The 17,429-nt window shown below is 71.6% G+C and carries 17 protein-coding genes; 14 read left to right on the top strand and 3 right to left on the bottom strand.

The features are described 5' to 3' along the window. Positions 1 to 85: 85 nt before the first annotated feature. A complete protein-coding gene (locus PS467_RS11435) occupies positions 86 to 859 on the bottom strand; it encodes an ABC transporter permease (RefSeq protein WP_311035178.1) in 774 nt (257 codons plus the stop codon). Further along, positions 856 to 1,782: an ABC transporter ATP-binding protein gene (locus PS467_RS11430; protein ID WP_268971335.1), complete on the bottom strand. Its 927-nt coding sequence runs from the start codon at positions 1,780 to 1,782 to the stop codon at positions 856 to 858. The genes PS467_RS11435 and PS467_RS11430 overlap by 4 nt, the downstream gene beginning before the upstream one ends. A 378-nt stretch (positions 1,783 to 2,160) precedes the next feature. On the opposite strand from PS467_RS11430, the gene PS467_RS11425 reads away from it, so the two are divergent. From PS467_RS11425 to dapD, 13 genes are all read left to right on the top strand, one after another. Then, on the top strand, positions 2,161 to 2,901 hold the full coding sequence (locus tag PS467_RS11425; protein WP_311035177.1) for a helix-turn-helix transcriptional regulator: 741 nt from the start codon (positions 2,161 to 2,163) through the stop codon (positions 2,899 to 2,901). Then, on the top strand, positions 2,898 to 4,319 hold the full coding sequence (gene sufB / locus PS467_RS11420) for a Fe-S cluster assembly protein SufB (RefSeq protein ID WP_030841005.1): 1,422 nt from the start codon (positions 2,898 to 2,900) through the stop codon (positions 4,317 to 4,319). The genes PS467_RS11425 and sufB overlap by 4 nt, the downstream gene beginning before the upstream one ends. 99 nt (positions 4,320 to 4,418) lie before the next feature. Then, positions 4,419 to 5,588 carry a Fe-S cluster assembly protein SufD gene (sufD, locus tag PS467_RS11415; protein WP_311035176.1) on the top strand — a complete coding sequence of 390 codons (1,170 nt, stop codon included), beginning with the start codon at positions 4,419 to 4,421 and terminating at the stop codon, positions 5,586 to 5,588. After that, the gene (locus PS467_RS11410; RefSeq protein WP_268971331.1) at positions 5,585 to 5,908 is read left to right on the top strand and encodes a bifunctional 3-phenylpropionate/cinnamic acid dioxygenase ferredoxin subunit; all 324 of its coding nucleotides are present in this window, start codon (positions 5,585 to 5,587) and stop codon (positions 5,906 to 5,908) included. Before sufD ends, PS467_RS11410 begins: the two co-directional genes overlap by 4 nt. 7 nt (positions 5,909 to 5,915) lie before the next feature. Next, positions 5,916 to 6,680, top strand: a complete 765-nt coding sequence (gene sufC, locus PS467_RS11405; RefSeq protein ID WP_268971330.1) for a Fe-S cluster assembly ATPase SufC — start codon at positions 5,916 to 5,918, stop codon at positions 6,678 to 6,680. Then, entirely contained in the window at positions 6,677 to 7,933 is a 1,257-nt protein-coding gene (locus tag PS467_RS11400) for a cysteine desulfurase (protein ID WP_268971329.1), read from the top strand. The genes sufC and PS467_RS11400 overlap by 4 nt, the downstream gene beginning before the upstream one ends. 11 nt (positions 7,934 to 7,944) lie before the next feature. Beyond that, positions 7,945 to 8,409: a Fe-S cluster assembly sulfur transfer protein SufU gene (sufU, locus tag PS467_RS11395; RefSeq protein ID WP_030841024.1), complete on the top strand. Its 465-nt coding sequence runs from the start codon at positions 7,945 to 7,947 to the stop codon at positions 8,407 to 8,409. Beyond that, positions 8,406 to 8,744 carry a metal-sulfur cluster assembly factor gene (locus PS467_RS11390; RefSeq protein ID WP_268971328.1) on the top strand — a complete coding sequence of 113 codons (339 nt, stop codon included), beginning with the start codon at positions 8,406 to 8,408 and terminating at the stop codon, positions 8,742 to 8,744. The genes sufU and PS467_RS11390 overlap by 4 nt, the downstream gene beginning before the upstream one ends. 115 nt (positions 8,745 to 8,859) lie before the next feature. Further along, a complete protein-coding gene (locus PS467_RS11385; protein WP_311035175.1) occupies positions 8,860 to 9,180 on the top strand; it encodes a DMT family transporter in 321 nt (106 codons plus the stop codon). Next, positions 9,180 to 9,719, top strand: coding sequence for a TetR/AcrR family transcriptional regulator (locus PS467_RS11380; RefSeq protein ID WP_311035174.1), 540 nt, complete (start codon positions 9,180 to 9,182; stop codon positions 9,717 to 9,719). The genes PS467_RS11385 and PS467_RS11380 overlap by 1 nt, the downstream gene beginning before the upstream one ends. Positions 9,720 to 9,862: 143 nt before the next feature. After that, on the top strand, positions 9,863 to 10,507 hold the full coding sequence (locus tag PS467_RS11375) for an RNA polymerase sigma factor (protein WP_311035173.1): 645 nt from the start codon (positions 9,863 to 9,865) through the stop codon (positions 10,505 to 10,507). Further along, complete coding sequence (locus tag PS467_RS11370; protein WP_311035172.1) at positions 10,500 to 11,459, top strand: CU044_5270 family protein; 960 nt, start codon at positions 10,500 to 10,502, stop codon at positions 11,457 to 11,459. Before PS467_RS11375 ends, PS467_RS11370 begins: the two co-directional genes overlap by 8 nt. Before the next feature lie 153 nt (positions 11,460 to 11,612). Then, positions 11,613 to 12,599, top strand: coding sequence for a 2,3,4,5-tetrahydropyridine-2,6-dicarboxylate N-succinyltransferase (gene dapD, locus PS467_RS11365; RefSeq protein ID WP_311035171.1), 987 nt, complete (start codon positions 11,613 to 11,615; stop codon positions 12,597 to 12,599). A gap of 90 nt (positions 12,600 to 12,689) precedes the next feature. Here the strand turns inward: dapD and PS467_RS11360 are convergent, their stop codons facing one another. Next, complete coding sequence (locus PS467_RS11360; protein WP_311039824.1) at positions 12,690 to 14,519, bottom strand: DUF8508 domain-containing protein; 1,830 nt, start codon at positions 14,517 to 14,519, stop codon at positions 12,690 to 12,692. Positions 14,520 to 14,952: 433 nt separating this feature from the next. Between PS467_RS11360 and PS467_RS11355 the strand changes: the two genes are divergently transcribed. Then, positions 14,953 to 16,500, top strand: coding sequence for a hypothetical protein (locus PS467_RS11355; RefSeq protein ID WP_311035170.1), 1,548 nt, complete (start codon positions 14,953 to 14,955; stop codon positions 16,498 to 16,500). The last annotated feature ends 929 nt before the right edge of the window (positions 16,501 to 17,429 follow it).

Below are 17,429 nucleotides of genomic sequence, written 5' to 3'. Positions count from 1 at the left end.
TAGGCCGCCGCTTGTGCAGCTTTTCACGAGGGGTTGTCTTTCGGTAAAGCCCCAGGTCACAGCGCAGACCAGAGGGAGTCCGGGGTCACTCCCAGCGGAAGAGGCGCGCGGCCGCGCCCAGCCCCAGCACCGCCCACACCGCCAGGATCGCCAGATCCCGCCACGGCATCCCGCCCCCGTCCTGGAGCACGTCCCGCAGCCCGCCCGAGAGCGCCGAGATCGGCAGCAGCTCCAGTACGCCCCGCACGGCGCCGGGGAACTTGTCCAGCGACACGATCACCCCGCCGCCCACCAGCAGCAGCAGGAAGACCAGATTGGCGGCGGCCAGGGTCGCCTCGGCCTTCAGGGTGCCCGCCATCAGCAGCCCGAGGCCGGAGAACGCCGCCGTGCCGAGGATCAGCAGCAGCGCCACGGAGAGCGGGTCGCCGTGCGGCGACCAGCCGAGGGCCAGCGCGATCGCGGTCAGCAGCACGATCTGCAGCACCTCGGTGACCAGCACCGCGCAGGTCTTGGCGGTCATCAGGCCCCACCGCGGCAGGGGCGAGACGGCGAGCCGCTTCAGCACGCCGTAGCGCCGCTCGAAGCCGGTGGCGATGGCCTGTCCGGTGAACGCCGTGGACAGCACGGCCAGCGCCAGCACACCGGGCGCCAGGAAGTCCACCGCGCTGCCGTCCGCGCCCGTGTCGACGATGTCGACGGTGCTGAAGAGCACCAGCAGCAGCGACGGGATGACGACGGTCAGCAGCAGCTGCTCGCCGTTGCGCAGCAGCATCCGGGTCTCCAGCGCGGCCTGCGCGCGGATCATCGCCGGGAGCGGGGCCGCCCCCGGCCTGGGGAGGAAAGTGCCCGTGGCGGTCACGCTCGCAGCTCCTTACCGGTGAGCTCCAGGAAGACGTCCTCAAGGGTGTGCCGTTCGACCGAGATCCGGTCCGGCAGCACACCGTTCTGCGCGCACCAGGACGTGACGGTGGCCAGCATCTGGGGGTTGACCTTGCCGGTGACGCGGTACGAGCCGGGCGTCAGCTCGGAGGCCGTGGAGTCGGCCGGCAGCGCCTTGAGGAGCGAGGCCAGGTCGAGTGCGGGGCGGCCGGTGAAGCGCAGGGTGTTCTCGGCGCCGCCGCGGCACAGCTCCTCCGGGCTGCCCTGGGCGATCACCTTGCCGCCGTCGATGATCGCCACATCGTCGGCGAGCTGCTCGGCCTCCTCCATGTAGTGCGTGGTCAGCACCACGGTGACGCCGTCGCCCCGCAGATCGCGGACGAGGTCCCAGGTGGCACGGCGGGCCTGCGGATCGAGTCCGGCGGTCGGCTCGTCGAGGAAGACAAGCTCGGGGCGGCCGACGACGGCCATGGCGAGCGCGAGCCGCTGCTGCTGGCCCCCGGAGAGCCGCCGGTAGGGGGTCCGGCCGCAGGAGCCGAGGCCGAGCCGTTCGATCAGCAGACCGACGTCCACCGGATGCGCGTGCAGTGAGGCGGTGTGGCGCAGCATCTCTTCTGCCCGCGCGCCGGAATAAACGCCTCCGGACTGGAGCATCACCCCGACCCGCGGTCGCAGTGCCGAGGCGTCCGCGACCGGGTCGAGCCCGAGTATCCGGACCGTGCCCGCGTCGGGGCGGCGGTACCCCTCACAGGTCTCGACGGTGGTGGTCTTACCGGCTCCGTTGGGTCCGAGGACGGCGGTCACGGTGCCCCGGTCGACGGACAGGTCGAGCCCGTCGACCGCGGTCTTCGGGCCGTACCGCTTGACCAGGCCGACGATGTCGACCGCGGGCTCTTCTCGCATGCTCGGCAGTCTACGAATCGCGGGGCCCGCCGCGGGCGGCAGGGCCGGAAAGCGACGGTGCCCGCCGGTCCGGCGCGCGCATCCGGTGGCGGCGGCCGGAATCCCGGGCGCCGTGCCCCGCGTCGGAGGTGACCGGCGGTGAGCGGCGCGCCGTGCCCGCGGCCCAGGTGGCGGCGCGGGCGGGGCGGCAGGTGAAGCAGCAGGTGAAACGATGGTCCAGGGCCGTTCGGGGCTTAGGTGTGCCTAAGTGACGTACTCCACCGGAACCGGCGATCCCCTCGGTTGTCCTTCGCCGGAGAATTACGCAACAATGGCGTTGTGAAATACGCGAGCGACGCTCCGAACGGACGCGCGGCCGAAGCGGCCGCGCGGACTGGCGTGCCCGCGTCAGCGCCGGAAGAGCAGCACGGCACCCGCAACCGGGTGGCGCGCTCGATCCTCGACCACGGTCCCTCCACCGCGGCGGAGCTCGCCCTGCGGCTGGAGCTGACCCAGGCGGCCGTCCGCCGCCACCTGGACACCCTCGTCGCCGACGGCGTCGTCGAGCCCCGCGAGAAGAGGGTGTACGGGGCGCGGGGGCGCGGCCGCCCGGCCAAGGTCTTCGCGCTCACCGACTGCGGTCGCGACGCCTTCGACCAGGCCTACGACAAGCTCGCCGTCGACGCCCTGCACTGGATCGAGCAGAGCGCCGGAGGCGGCGAGGCGGGCCGTGCCGCGGTCGCGGCGTTCGCCCGCGCCAGGCTCGCCGCCCAGGCGGAGAGGTACCGCGGCGCCGTCGAGGCCGCCGCCCCCGGCCGCCGCACCGAGGCGCTCGCAGGCGCACTCTCCGCGGACGGGTACGCTGCTACGGCGCGCAGCGCGCCGGTCGGCGAACAGCTCTGCCAGCACCACTGCCCGGTCGCCCACGCAGCCGAGCGATATCCGCAGCTGTGTGAGGCGGAGACCGAGGTCTTCTCCCAGCTGCTCGGAACCCATGTGCAGCGTCTGGCCACCATCGCCCATGGCGACGGGGTGTGCACGACGTTCATTCCGAAGACCGGCAAGGTCGAGAAGACCGACACCAGCACCACCAAGACCACCACCGCATCTGCCAGCACGGCCGGGAGGAATTCCGAATGACTCTCCCCACGGAGACCGCTCACCCCGAGCTCGAGGGTCTGGGCAACTACGAGTACGGCTGGGCCGACTCCGACGTGGCCGGCGCCTCGGCCAAGCGCGGCCTCTCCGAGGAGGTCGTACGCGACATCTCGGCGAAGAAGTCCGAGCCGGAGTGGATGCTCAAGCTCCGCCTCAAGGGGCTGAGGCTCTTCGACAAGAAGCCCATGCCCACCTGGGGCTCGGATCTGTCGGGTATCGACTTCGACAACATCAAGTACTTCGTCCGCTCCACCGAGCAGCAGGCCGCCTCCTGGGAGGAGCTGCCCGAGGACATCAAGAACACCTACGACAAGCTGGGCATCCCGGAGGCCGAGAAGCAGCGGCTGGTCGCCGGTGTCGCCGCCCAGTACGAGTCCGAGGTCGTCTACCACAAGATCCGTGAGGACCTCGAGGAGCAGGGCGTCATCTTCCTCGACACCGACACCGGTCTGCGGGAGCACCCGGAGCTGTTCAAGGAGTACTTCGGCTCGGTGATCCCCGCGGGCGACAACAAGTTCGCCTCGCTGAACACGGCGGTCTGGTCCGGCGGCTCGTTCATCTACGTGCCGAAGGGCGTGCACGTGGAGATCCCGCTGCAGGCCTACTTCCGGATCAACACCGAGAACATGGGCCAGTTCGAGCGGACGCTGATCATCGTCGACGAGGACGCGTACGTCCACTACGTCGAGGGCTGCACCGCGCCGATCTACAAGTCGGACTCGCTGCACTCCGCGGTCGTCGAGATCATCGTCAAGAAGGGCGCCCGCTGCCGCTACACGACCATCCAGAACTGGTCGAACAACGTCTACAACCTGGTCACCAAGCGCGCCGTGGCCTACGAGGGCGCGACCATGGAGTGGGTCGACGGCAACATCGGCTCCAAGGTGACCATGAAGTACCCCGCCGTCTACCTGATGGGTGAGCACGCCAAGGGCGAGACCCTGTCCATCGCCTTCGCGGGCGAGGGCCAGCACCAGGACGCCGGCGCCAAGATGGTGCACATGGCGCCCCACACCTCGTCGAACATCGTCTCCAAGTCGGTGGCGCGCGGCGGCGGCCGCACCTCCTACCGCGGTCTGATCGAGATCGGCGAGGGCGCCGAGGGCTCCAAGTCCAATGTGCTGTGCGACGCCCTGCTGGTCGACACGGTCTCGCGGTCGGACACCTACCCGTATGTGGACGTCCGCGAGGACGACGTCTCCATGGGCCATGAGGCGACCGTCTCCAAGGTCAGCGACGACCAGCTCTTCTACCTCATGAGCCGCGGGCTGTCCGAGGACGAGGCCATGGCGATGATCGTGCGCGGCTTCGTCGAGCCGATCGCGCGCGAGCTGCCCATGGAGTACGCGCTGGAGCTCAACCGGCTGATCGAGCTGCAGATGGAGGGCGCGGTCGGCTGACGCCACCACCCCTTCCCGCCCCGGCGGGGGCACCATCGGCCCCCGCCCCCGGGCACCCCGTTCAGGCCCATCAGGCAGAAAGAGAGCAGTACGACAGCCATGGCTGAAACCATCCCGGCCGGATCCACCACGGACGGCGTCATCCAGGTGGGCCAGCCCACCGACGCCCGGGTGAGCGCGCCCGCGTCGTACGACGTGGCCGACTTCCCGGTGCCCCATGGCCGCGAGGAGGACTGGCGGTTCACGCCGCTGGAGCGGCTGCGCGGTCTCCACGACGGCACGGCTGTCGCCGACGGCGGCGTCAAGGTCGAGGTGACCGCCCCCGAGGGCGTCACGGTCGAGACCGTGGGCCGTGACGACGCACGCCTGGGGAAGGCCGGCAAGCCGGTGGACCGGGTGGCGGCCCAGGCGTACAGCTCCTTCGAGAAGGCGTCGGTCGTCTCCGTGCCCAAGGAGACGGTGCTCACCGAGCCGGTGCGGATCGCCGTGCACGGCGAGGGCGGCACCGCCTTCGGCCACCAGGTGGTCGAGGTCGGCGCCTTCGCCGAGGCGGTCGTGGTCATCGACCACACCGGTGACGCCACGCTCGCCGCCAATGTGGAGTACCTGATCGGCGACGGCGCCAAGCTCACCGTGGTCTCCGTCCAGGACTGGGACGACACCGCGGTCCACGCCGGTCAGCACACCGCGCTGGTCGGCCGGGACGCCACCTTCAAGTCCGTGGTCGTCACATTCGGCGGCGACCTGGTGCGGCTCCACCCGCGCGTCGTCTACGGCGCCCCGGGCGGCGAGGCCGAGCTCTACGGCGTGTACTTCACCGACAACGGCCAGCACCAGGAGCACCGGCTCTTCATCGACCACGACACCCCGCACTGCCGCAGCAACGTCGCCTACAAGGGCGCGCTCCAGGGCGCGGAGGCGCACGCGGTGTGGATCGGCGATGTGCTGATCCGGGCCGCCGCGGAGGGCACCGACACCTACGAGCTCAACCGCAACCTGGTCCTCACCGACGGCGCCCGCGTCGACTCGGTGCCGAACCTGGAGATCGAGACCGGCGAGATCGTCGGCGCCGGTCACGCGAGCGCGACCGGCCGCTTCGAGGACGAGCAGCTGTTCTACCTGATGGCGCGCGGCATCCCGGCCGATGAGGCCCGCCGTCTGGTGGTCCGCGGCTTCTTCGCCGAGCTCGTCCAGCAGATCGGGATTCCCGAGCTGGAGGAGCGGCTCATCGCCAAGATCGAGGCCGAGCTGGAGGCGTCCGTAGGATGACCAACACCTTCGTACGCGCCTGCGCGCTGGACGAACTCGAGGAGGACACCCCCAAGCGGGTGGAGCTCGAGGGCGTGCCCATCGCTCTCGTGCGCACCGAGGGCGAGGTGTTCGCGGTCAACGACATCTGCTCGCATGCGAACGTCTCGCTGTCCGAGGGCGAGGTGGAGGACTGCCAGATCGAGTGCTGGCTGCACGGCTCCAGCTTCGACCTGCGCACCGGCAAGCCGTCCGGCCTCCCCGCCACGCGCCCGGTCCCCGTATACCCCGTAAAGATCGAAGGGGACGATGTGCTCGTCTCCGTCACCCAGGAGTCCTGAGGCACCCATGGCCACGCTTGAGATCCACGACCTGCACGTTTCCGTCGACGCCGAGGGCGGTCCCCGCGAGATCCTGCGCGGTGTCGACCTGACCGTGAAGCAGGGCGAGACGCACGCCATCATGGGCCCCAACGGCTCCGGCAAGTCCACCCTGGCCTACTCGCTCGCCGGTCACCCGAAGTACACGATCACCGGCGGCACCGTGACGCTGGACGGCGAGGACGTGCTCGCGATGTCCGTCGACGAGCGCGCCCGCGCCGGTGTCTTCCTCGCCATGCAGTACCCGGTCGAGGTGCCCGGCGTCTCCGTCTCCAACTTCCTGCGCACCTCCGCCACCGCGATCCGCGGCGAGGCGCCCAAGCTGCGCACCTGGGTGAAGGAGGTCAAGGAGACCATGGAGCGCCTCCAGATCGACCCCTCCTTCGCCGAGCGGAACGTGAACGAGGGCTTCTCCGGCGGTGAGAAGAAGCGCCACGAGATCCTCCAGCTGGAGCTGCTGAAGCCGGCCATCGCCATCCTCGACGAGACCGACTCCGGCCTCGACGTCGACGCGTTGCGGGTGGTCTCCGAGGGCGTCAACCGCGTCCGTGAGTCGGGCCAGGTCGGCACCCTGCTGATCACCCACTACACCCGCATCCTGCGCTACATCAAGCCCGACCACGTGCACGTGTTCGCGGCCGGCCGGATCGCCGAATCCGGCGGCCCCGAGCTCGCCGACAAGCTCGAAGAAGAGGGCTACGAGGCGTACGTGAAGGGAGGCGCGTCCGAGTGACACAGCTGCCGGGCCTCCTCGACACCGAGGCGATCCGCAAGGATTTCCCGATCCTGGACCGTGCCGTCCACGACGACAAGAAGCTCGTCTACCTGGACAACGCGGCGACTTCGCAGAAGCCGCGCCAGGTGCTGGACGTGCTGAACGACTACTACGAGCGCTCCAACGCCAATGTGCACCGCGGCGTCCATGTGCTCGCCGAGGAGGCCACGGCGCTGTACGAGGGCGCCCGCGACAAGGTCGCCGCCTTCATCAACGCTCCCAGCCGCGACGAGGTGATCTTCACCAAGAACGCCTCGGAGTCGCTGAACCTGGTCGCCAACATGCTCGGCTGGGCCGATGAGCCCTACCGGGTGGACCAGGACACCGAGATCGTCATCACCGAGATGGAGCACCACTCCAACATCGTTCCGTGGCAGCTGCTCTCGCAGCGCACCGGCGCGAAGCTGAAGTGGTTCGGCCTCACCGAGGACGGCCGGCTCGACCTGTCGGAGATCGAGCAGATCATCACCGAGAAGACCAAGGTCGTCTCGTTCGTGCTGGTCTCCAACATCCTCGGCACGGTCAACCCGGTCGAGGCGATCGTCCGCCGCGCCCAGGACGTCGGCGCCCTCGTGGTGATCGACGCCTCCCAGGCCGCCCCGCACATGGCGCTGGACGTGCAGGCGCTCCAGGCCGACTTCGTGGCCTTCACCGGCCACAAGATGTGCGGTCCGACCGGTATCGGGGTGCTGTGGGGCCGCCAGGAGCTGCTGGAGGACCTGCCTCCGTTCCTCGGCGGCGGCGAGATGATCGAGACCGTCTCGATGCACTCGTCCACCTACGCCCCGGCGCCGCACAAGTTCGAGGCCGGTACGCCCCCGATCGCCCAGGCCGTCGGCCTCGGCGCGGCCGTGGACTACCTCACCTCGATCGGCATGGACAACATCACCCGCCATGAGCACGCCCTCACGCACTACGCGGTCGGCAGGCTCCTGGAGGTGCCCGAGCTGCGCATCATCGGCCCCACCACGGCCGAGGAGCGCGGCGCCACGATCTCCTTCACGCTCGGCGACATCCACCCCCACGACGTGGGCCAGGTGCTCGACGAGCAGGGCATCGCGGTCCGGGTCGGCCACCACTGCGCCCGCCCGGTCTGCCTGCGCTACGGAATTCCGGCGACCACCCGGGCGTCGTTCTATCTGTACTCCACGCCGGCCGAGGTCGACGCCTTGGTGGAGGGCCTGGAGCACGTACGGAACTTCTTCGGGTAGGGGCGTGCCGCGTGAAGCTGGATTCGATGTACCAGGACGTGATCCTGGACCACTACAAGAACCCCCACGGGCGGGGGCTGCGGGACGGCGACGCAGAGGTCCACCATGTCAATCCGACCTGCGGTGACGAGATCACGCTGCGGGTTCGGCTTGACGGCGACACCATCGAGGACGTGAGTTACGAGGGCCAGGGCTGTTCCATCAGCCAGGCCAGCGCCTCCGTGCTCAATGAACTGCTGGTCGGCAAGGAGCTGGCCGAGGCCCGCAAGATCCAGGAGACCTTTCTGGAGCTGATGCAGTCCAAGGGCCGGGCCGAGCCGGACGACGCCATGGAGGAGGTGCTGGAGGACGCGATCGCGTTCGCCGGTGTCTCCAAGTACCCGGCCCGTGTGAAATGCGCGCTGCTGAGCTGGATGGCGTGGAAGGACGCGACGGCACAGGCACTGGGTGAGACCGCCGGAGGGAAGACCGCATGAGTGACAACGTGGAGACCACCACCAAGCCCGCGAGCGAGGAAGAGGTCCGCGAGGCCCTGTACGACGTCGTGGACCCCGAGCTGGGCATCGACGTGGTCAACCTCGGCCTGGTCTACGGCATCCATGTCGACGACAGCAATATCGCCACCATCGACATGACGCTCACCTCGGCGGCCTGCCCGCTGACCGATGTCATCGAGGACCAGGCCAAGTCCGCGACCGACGGCATTGTGGGCGAGCTGCGGATCAACTGGGTCTGGATGCCGCCGTGGGGGCCGGACAAGATCACCGACGATGGGCGCGAGCAGCTGCGCGCGCTCGGCTTCAACGTCTGACGGCTCCTGGATGTCCCGGACGGCCCCCGTGCTGCGGCGCGGGGGCCGTCCGCGTGTCCGGACCCGTGCGGGTTTTTATGTACGGCCGTACGCATCGTTGTGTACGCTCGTACGCATGGGATATCTGACGCTCTCCGGGGCGATCCTCGCCGAGATCCTCGCCACCACCTCGATGAAGTACAGCGAGGGCTTCAGCAGGCTGTGGCCGTCGCTCGCCACGGCCGCGGGCTATCTGGTGTCCTTCGTCCTGCTCGCGCAGACGCTCAAGACCATCTCGGTCAGCACCGCGTACGCCATATGGTCCGGGGTCGGGACCGCCGTCATCGCCGCGATCGGCATGCTCTTCCTGGGGGAGACCATGACCGCCGCGAAGGTGATCGGGGTGCTGCTGGTCATCGCGGGAGTGGTGGTGCTCAATTCCAGCGGGGCCCACTGATGGGACGCCGCTACGACCCCGAGCGGCGGCAGCGGATCATCGACGCCGCGATCACGGTGGTGGGGGAGCGCGGCATCGGAGCGCTCAGCCATCGGACCGTGGCCGCCGCGGCCGATGTGCCGCTCGGGTCGACCACGTACCACTTCGCGTCCCTGGATGATCTGCTGGTCGCCGCGCTGGAGCAGGTCAGCGCCGAGTGGGTGGCCGACATGGAGCGCTGGGAGCGGGACACGGCCGCCGAGGTGCCGCTCGCGGACGCCATGACCGGGCTGATGGAGGAGCTGCTGGAGGGGGACCGGAAGCGGCTGGAGCTGGAGTACGAGCTGTACGTCGCCGCCCTGCGGCGCACCCCGGTGCGGCCGATCGTCGCCGCGTACCTCGATGACACGGCCGCCCTGCTGGTCCGCCGCACCGGCGACCTCTCCGTCGCGCGGGCGGTGGTGGCGCTGTTCGACGGGCTGCTGCTCCAGTTGCTGCTGACCGGGCGGCCGTTCGACCGGGACGAGGCGCGGACGGCGTTCGAGCGGGTGACCGGCTGAGGGGCGGGCGACCGGCTGACGGGCGACCGGATGGGGGGCGGGTGACCGGCCGACGGGCGGGCCGTGAACCCGTATCCGGCCATCGGGGAACAGGGGGTGACACACCGATCCCCGCACCTCGACGCACCGGATACGGAGACCCTGTGACCGACCCCGATCCACCGCCGCACCACGACCCCGACCCCACGCCCGACGACGACGCGGCGGTCGTGGCCCAGTCGCTGGAGCGGCCCGAGATCTTCGCGCGGCTCTACGACCGGTACGCGCCGGACATCCACCGCTATGCGGCCCGCCGCCTCGGCGACGGCGCCGCGGACGACATCACCGCCGAGACCTTCCTGATCGCCTTCCGCGGCCGGGCCCGCTACGACCAGGGGCGCCGCACCGCCCGCCCCTGGCTGTACGGCATCGCCGCCAACCTCATCGGCAAGCACCGCCGCGCCGAGGTACGGGCGCTGCGCGCCCTGGCCCGCACCGGCACCGACCCGGTCGCCGAGTCCTGGGTCGAGCGCGCCGACAGCCGGATGGCGGCCGAGGCCACCCGCCGGCCACTGGCCGCCGCCCTCGCCGGGCTGTCCGCCCGCGACCGGCATGTGCTGCTCCTCGTCGCCTGGGCCGACCTCAGCTACCAGGAGGTCGCGGAGGCCCTCGGCATCCCCGTCGGGACCGTCCGCTCCCGGCTCAACCGCGCCCGCCGCACGGTGCGCTCCGCGCTCGGCACCGACCCCACCCTCGTCAGCGATGCCACGGATGCCACGGATGTCACGGAGGTGGCCAGCTATGGATGATCTTCAGCAGGACCTGACCGGGCTGCGCGCGCTGCGCGCCGACGCCCCCCGCCCCGACCGGGCGCGGCTCGCGGCCGGGCGCGCGCGGCTCCACCAGGCCGCCACCGGCGCGGCCCGCGAGCGCCGGTTCCGCGCCGACTGGCGGCTCGCCGCCGCCGGTGTCGCCGCGACGCTGACCGTGGCCGCCCTGCTGGCCGCCGACGTCGTGGGTGGCGGAGCCGGGGGCACCCGCGTAGCGGACCCCGCGGCCCGGCCCGGCTACACCGCGACCGCCCGGCTGGGCAGCGCCGCGGACGGGAAGGACCTCGGCGACGCGGCGAAGCTGCTGCGGCAGGCGGCGGACACCGTGGAGCAGACCCCCGTCCCCACGCCCCATGACGGCCAGTGGATCTACACCAGGTACGTGGACGCGGGCCGGATCGACGGCGGGCCGAAACCGCGTGAGTCCGAGTCCTGGACGGCGTACGGCGATCCCTCGTACTCGGCCCGGAAGGAGTACCGCCTGCTGCGGTCGCTGCCGGACGACCCGGAGCGGGTGAAGAAGAAGGTCCGCACGCTGGAAGAGGGCCGCCCGGACTCCGAGACCTCCGCGCAGTACGACTTCCGGCTGCTCGGCGGGCTGAGCCAGGCGTTTCCGACCGACCCCGAGGGCCGGGCCAAGGTCCTCCGGGCGATGGCGACCCTGCCGGGGATCACGGCCGCCCAGGTGACGGACAACCTCGGGCGCAAGGCCGTGGCGATCGGCCAGGGCACGGTGGAGAAGAAGGGCTTCACCGAGTTCCAGCTGCTGTACGACCCCGAGACCTTCGCCCCGCTCGGGGAGCGCGGCATCGCGGGCTACGACGCGGAGCCGGACGCCGACGACAAGGACGGCTGGAAGGCCGGCGATGTGCTCAGCACGCATGCGCTGGTGGACCAGGCGCTGGTGGACAAGGACGGACAGCGGCCCTGAGACGAGGCGGGCCGGGGCGCGGACCGGGGCGGGCGGGGCCGGACCGGCGCGGACCGGCGCGGGCCGGGGTGGACCGGCGCGGACCGGGGTGGCGGGTGTCGGTCGTTGAGACCGGTTCGCCTCCCGGGGCCGGCTCCGGTTAGCGTTCTGAGCATGACCGATGCACCCACCACCCGCACCGGCGCCGTCGCCGCCGGTCTCGCCACCCTCACCGAGGACGGCACCGTTCTCGACACCTGGTTCCCGGCCCCCGAGCTGACCGACGAGCCCGGCCGGGCCGGGACCGAGCGGCTCGATGCCGAGCGGACCACGCAGCTGCTGGGCGAGACCGCCCTCAAGGCGGTCGGACCGGACCCCCGGCGCGGCGTCGAGGTCGTCGCCGTCCGCACGGTCATCGCCTCGCTCGACGAGAAGCCGCTCGACGCGCACGACGTCTATCTGCGGCTGCACCTGCTCAGCCACCGGCTGGTCAAGCCGCACGGGGTGAGTCTGGACGGCCAGTTCGGCCTGCTCGCCAACGTCGCCTGGACCTCGCTCGGCCCCGTCGCCGCCGACCAGGTGGAGCGGGCCCGGCTCGCCGCCCGCGCGGAAGGGCTCCAGCTGTCGGTGACCAGTGTCGACAAGTTCCCGCGGATGACCGACTACGTCGTCCCGTCCGGTGTCCGCATCGGCGACGCCGACCGGGTCCGCCTCGGCGCGCATCTCGCCCCGGGGACCACCGTCATGCACGAGGGCTTCGTCAACTTCAACGCCGGCACGCTCGGCACCTCCATGGTCGAGGGCCGGATCAGCGCGGGCGTCGTGGTGGGCGACGGCTCGGACGTCGGCGGCGGCGCCTCGATCATGGGCACTCTGTCCGGCGGCGGCAAGCAGACCATCACCATCGGCGAGCGCTGCCTGCTCGGCGCCGAGGCGGGTCTGGGCATCTCGCTCGGCGACGACTGCATCGTCGAGGCGGGGCTGTACGTGACGGCGGGCACCCGCGTCACCCTCCCGGACGGCAAGATCGCCAAGGCTCTGGAGCTCTCCGGCGTCAACAATCTCCTCTTCCGCCGCAACTCCGTCACCGGCACCGTCGAGGCGCTGCCCCGCACGGGTTCCTGGGGCGGTCTGAACGAGGCGCTGCACAGCCACAACTGAGCCACGACTGAGCCACAACTGAAGACCGGACGCAGGACGGCGGCCCGGCGGGAAGCAGCTTCCCGCCGGGCCGCCGCGCGCCGCCGGGCGTCAGGGCCGCACCCGCACCACCTGCGGGTCGTGGTCGCTGGACTGGTCCGAGAACTCGGCGTTGACGTGCACGATGTCGTAGTCGGCGTGGCGGCTCAGCGCACGGCTGGTGAGGATGTGGTCCAGCACCTGCGAATTGCCGTTGTAGACATAGCCGTAGCGCTCGTCCTTCGGCAGCCGGGTCACCAGGTCCGTCAGCACACCGCCCTCGGTGAGTTCGGCCAGCGCGGGCGAGAACTGGTAGTCGTTGAGGTCGCCCGCGACCACCACGGCCGCCTTCGGGTCGGCGTTCAGCAGCTCCTTGACGAAGGTGTTGACGGTCGCGGCCTGTCCGGTGCGCTGGGTCTCCGAGGAGCGGGCCGGGGGCTGGAAGCGGCTGTCCAGGCCCTGGTCGCCGCCCTTGGAGTTGAAGTGGTTGGCCACCACGAAGACCGGGCGGCCCCGGAAGGAGAACTGCCCGACCAGCGGCTTGCGGCTGTCCTTCCAGACGTCGTCCGCCGGGGCGATACGGCCGGGGGAGGCCGACAGCGTGGCCTTGCCGCCCTTCTCCTCGACCCGCACCGGGGTGGTCGAGTCGCCGCCCGGGATGTCGGTGAAGGAGACCCGCTCCGGGTTGTAGAGGAACGCCACGCGGATGTTGCCGCCCGGCTGGCCGCCGTCCTGGTCGTCCACCGGGTCGATCTGGCGCCACGCGTACGAGGGTCCGCCCGCCGCCTCGATCGCGTCGGTGAGCTTCTTCAGCGTGGCGTCGGCGCTCACCACCGCGTCGTCCGTCGAACCGTTGTCGTCCTGGACCTCCTCCAGCGCGACGATGTCCGGCGAGGCGAGGTGCTCCACCAGCCCCGAGGCCAGCCGGTCGAACTTCGACTGGGCGGTCTTGGGGGAGAGGTTCTCCACGTTGTAGGTGGCGATGGAGAGTTCGTCCGCCCGCTGCGCGCGGGTGCTCTCCCGCTCGGGGCCGTGGTCGGCCAGGTCGCCCAGCGCGGTGGCGGCGATCGTGTAACCGCCGAAGTCGTCGTAGTCCAGCGGTCCGGCCGTGGTGCCGGTCAGCGCGTCGCCGACGTCCGCGACCGGGAAGGGGTGCTCGGCGTAGGGCAGGAGGGAGACCACCTTCACCCGTCCTGCGTTCGCGTCGCGGTACGAGCTGTAGAGGGCGCCGCCGCGCGCGGTCCGCTGGTGGCGGGGCTCGGCGGTGACCCACAGCTCCTTGTAGGTGTTGGTCGCGCCGACCACGGGCGCGTCCTGGACCGAGACCCGCATGCCCTCCAGGGACTCGTAGCGGTCCAGGGCGTACGAGCGCGGCCGCAGCCGCAGCCCCTCGATGGAGTCCCCGCCGGCGTCCGGGGCGTAGCGGTCGGGGATCGTGGACGGGTTGAGCCGGTAGGCGGCCGGCAGCGCGTTGCCGGAGGACCGGACCGTCCAGGTCGCCTTGGACAGCTCGGTGAGCGACTGCCCGCCGGCGTCCTTGCCGCCCGGGTAGTACTCGGACACCGTTCCGGAGACCAGCACCGAGTCGCCCACGGCGACCGAGGGCGTGGTCGATCCGGTGTAGACGAAGATCGCCTCGCTGGTGGCCTGGTCGTCGTCGGGCGCGGTGTCCTGGACCCAGAAGCCGCGCGACGAGCCGAAGGCGCGTATCGCCGTGACCGTGCCGGGGACGTCGGTCACCCGCTGTCCGGCGAGCGGGGATATCCGGGTGCTGCCCTGGATGTCATGGATGCGGATCTCGGCGGCGGCGGCCGATGACGGGACGGCGAGCAGCCCGGCCGCGAGGGCGGAGGCGGCGACGACGGTGACGGCGACGGGTCCGCGCGGGGCGCGAGGGGACATGGCGGTGGCCTCCGGGAAGGAGTGAACGGGCGAGGAGGTGGCCTCTACGCGCGTCAATCTCTGTCCTCACCACGGACGTTGTCAAGGGAGGGCGGATGTCCGGGGCATGGCCGGAGCGGGACGGGATCGTGAACGGGGGCGCGGCGCCCGTTCCCCCGCCCCGGCCGGTGACCGCCGGCCCACTGGCCGAAATCACCGCTTGCCGTGACGCGGGGCCACATCGGGACGAAAGTGCCGTCCCGTTCCGTCTACGCTGGGGGCGGGCCGTGCCTGCGCATCCGTGCGCATCCGGGTCCGCACCCCCGCACAGCCGTACAGCCGTGCCCCATAGCCATAGCCCGATAGCCCGTACAGCCATAGCCCCATAGCCGTAGTCCTGACAGCCCCGATGCGCGCCCGCGACTGCCGCGTCCCCGAGGAGTGACGTCCGCCCATGCCAGAAGAGCGCCCCACCATGCCGCCCGTGCGGCTCCGCACCGACGCGGAACTCGCACGGGACGCACTCGCCGCGCCGCTTCTCTCCCGCGCGGTCCGGCTCGCCCGCTGGGCCGGGCCGGGGAAGCCGGTGGCGTCGGACGGGGTGCTGCCGGAGGCCGAGCTGCGGGCGGCGATCGAGCTGCTGGGGCTCGCGGGGGACGAGGACGGACCCGAGCACACCGCGCAGGCATGGCAGTTGGCCGTCGACACCGGACTGGTCGAGATCCGTGGAGACGGTCACGACGAGGGTGACGGCGACAGTGACGGCGACGGACACGGTGACAGTGACGACCACGGTGACCGCGCGGACGGCGAGGCGGCGCCCGGGGACGCGTTCTCGTCCGTCGCGACCAGCGGCGAGGAGCTGCGGCTGATCTCCGAGGGCGGCCCCCGCGACATCCTGGACATCTGGCTGGACGGTTTCGAGACGGTACTGGCCGACGCCGCCGCCCCCGACCTGGCCGAGATCGCCGACCAGCTCAGCGAGGGCGGTGAGCTCGACCTCGACGCCCTCGACTGGAACCCGGAGGAGGAGGCCGAGTTCCTCGACGGCGTGCTGGGCAACCTCTACCTGCTGACCGCCCTGGACGAGGAGGCCGCCGCGGCCTCCGTACCGCTGCCCGCGCTGGCCGCCTCCATGATCGTCCCCGAGGACATGGACGAGCCCACCGACGACATCCTCGAAGAGGTCTCCGAGGCGATGGTGCGGCTGGACGACCAGTTCCGGCTGCTCGCCCCGACCGGCCTCATCGACTACCAGCCGGTGGACGAGGCGCTGATCGAGGAGGTCGACGGCGAGGGCCGCGTCCAGGAGTCCGAGCCGGCCGGGGAACTGGAGGACGAGGACGTCTCCCGCTACGGCATGGTCCGGCTCACCCCGCTCGGCGTCTACGCCGTACGGTCCCGGATGGTCGAGGCGGGCATCGATGCCCCGGCCGTCGGCGACCTGGCCGACCAGGGCGCCGACATCCTGCTGGCCGCCCTCCCCGGCCACCCCGAGCCCGCCGCGCAGGCCGAGGCCGAACAGTGGCTGGCCCGCCGTACGCCCGAGGAGGCCGCCCGCGAGCTGCTGGCCGCCGCGCGCGGCGACGACGAGGGCGCGCCGCTGCGCCGCCTCACCTGCCAGCAGACCCTTTCGCTGGCCGGGGCCGCGGCCGAGCCCGCGCTGCGCGAGGTGCTGGACGACCGGCACCTGGGCGGGCTGGCCCGGGTCTGGCTGGCCGAACACGGGGTGGCGGGGGTTCCGGAGCCGTCGGAGGAGATGGTCTTCTGGCTGACCGTGGACACCCTGGCGGCCCAGCTCTCCACCGAGGGCGACTCGGCGGAACTGCGGGATCTGGTGCGCGGCTTGGTCGACCAGTCCGGGAGCTTCTTCGACTCGGCCTGGCGGGTGGACCACCCGGCGACCGCGGAGGTGCTGGAGGCGATGGGGCGGCTGCATCCGGACAAGAAGGCCGCCAAGGAGGCCCGCAAGGCCGCCTTCAAGGCCCGCTCCCGAGGCTGAGCACCGCCCACGCCCTCGCGGGGCGAGCCCCGATCCCGCTTATGGGGTTGAGCGATCACTTGTGGGTGAGGGGCGTATCCGCTCGCGGGGTGAGGGGCGCGTCGGCTCACGGGGTGGGGGCGTCTCCGCTTCGTGGGGTGGGCCGGGATCTCGCTTGTGGGGGTGGGTGACCGCTCGCGGGCGAGCGGCGTGCTTGTCCCTCGTGGGGTGGGCGGTCACTTGTGCGTTGAGGGGGCACCCGCTCGTGGGGTGAGCGGTCACTTGTGCGTTGAGGGGGCACCCGCTCCTGGAGTGAGCGGCGGTCCTGTTCGCGGGGCGAGGGGCGCACTGGCTCACGGGGTGAGCGACCGCTCGGGGGTGAGGGGCGCACCGGCTCGCGGGGGTGAGCCGCGATCCCGGTCGTGGGGTGAGCGACGTGTGGGGCAGGGGGTACCCGCCTTCGCGGGGCTGAGCGACGCACTGGCTCGCGGGGTGTGCGGCCACTCGCGCTTTGAGGGGGCGCCCGCCCTCGCGGGGTGGGACGCGATCCGGCTCATGGGGTTGAGCGACCGCTCGGGGGTGAGGGGCGTATCCGCTCGCGGGTGAGGGGCGCACCGGCTCGCGGGGTGAGGGCTCGTGCGGCGAGTCGCGGTCCTGTTCGCGGGGTGTGTGGCGCACTGGCTCACGGGGTGAGCGACCGCTCGGGGGTGAGGGGCGCACCGGCTCGCGGGGTGAGGGGCGCACCGGCTCGCGGGGTGAGCCGCGATCCCGCTCATGGGGTGAGCGACGTGCGGGGCAGGGGGTACCCGCCTTCGCGGGGCTGAGCGGCGCACCCGCTCGCGGGGTGTGCGGCCACTCGCGCTTTGAGGGGGCGCCCGCCCTCGCGGGGTGGGACGCGATCCGGCTCGCGGGACGCGAGCACGTGAGCGCCGTATACAACGCGATCCGGA

The organism is Streptomyces luomodiensis (assembly GCF_031679605.1).
Lineage (GTDB): Bacteria > Actinomycetota > Actinomycetes > Streptomycetales > Streptomycetaceae > Streptomyces > Streptomyces luomodiensis.
Note: the sequence above shows the minus strand (reverse complement) of the source record. Positions and strands in the feature narration are given on the sequence as shown.

Coding starts and splice junctions, on each gene's coding strand:
- PS467_RS11430 (WP_268971335.1), bottom strand. CDS start 1,782: ATGCGAGAAGAGCCCGCGGTCGACATCGTCGGCCTGGTCAAGCGGTAC.
- sufB (WP_030841005.1), top strand. CDS start 2,898: ATGACTCTCCCCACGGAGACCGCTCACCCCGAGCTCGAGGGTCTGGGC.
- sufD (WP_311035176.1), top strand. CDS start 4,419: ATGGCTGAAACCATCCCGGCCGGATCCACCACGGACGGCGTCATCCAG.
- PS467_RS11410 (WP_268971331.1), top strand. CDS start 5,585: ATGACCAACACCTTCGTACGCGCCTGCGCGCTGGACGAACTCGAGGAG.
- sufC (WP_268971330.1), top strand. CDS start 5,916: ATGGCCACGCTTGAGATCCACGACCTGCACGTTTCCGTCGACGCCGAG.
- PS467_RS11390 (WP_268971328.1), top strand. CDS start 8,406: ATGAGTGACAACGTGGAGACCACCACCAAGCCCGCGAGCGAGGAAGAG.
- PS467_RS11385 (WP_311035175.1), top strand. CDS start 8,860: ATGGGATATCTGACGCTCTCCGGGGCGATCCTCGCCGAGATCCTCGCC.
- PS467_RS11380 (WP_311035174.1), top strand. CDS start 9,180: ATGGGACGCCGCTACGACCCCGAGCGGCGGCAGCGGATCATCGACGCC.
- PS467_RS11370 (WP_311035172.1), top strand. CDS start 10,500: ATGGATGATCTTCAGCAGGACCTGACCGGGCTGCGCGCGCTGCGCGCC.
- dapD (WP_311035171.1), top strand. CDS start 11,613: ATGACCGATGCACCCACCACCCGCACCGGCGCCGTCGCCGCCGGTCTC.
- PS467_RS11360 (WP_311039824.1), bottom strand. CDS start 14,519: ATGTCCCCTCGCGCCCCGCGCGGACCCGTCGCCGTCACCGTCGTCGCC.
- PS467_RS11355 (WP_311035170.1), top strand. CDS start 14,953: ATGCCAGAAGAGCGCCCCACCATGCCGCCCGTGCGGCTCCGCACCGAC.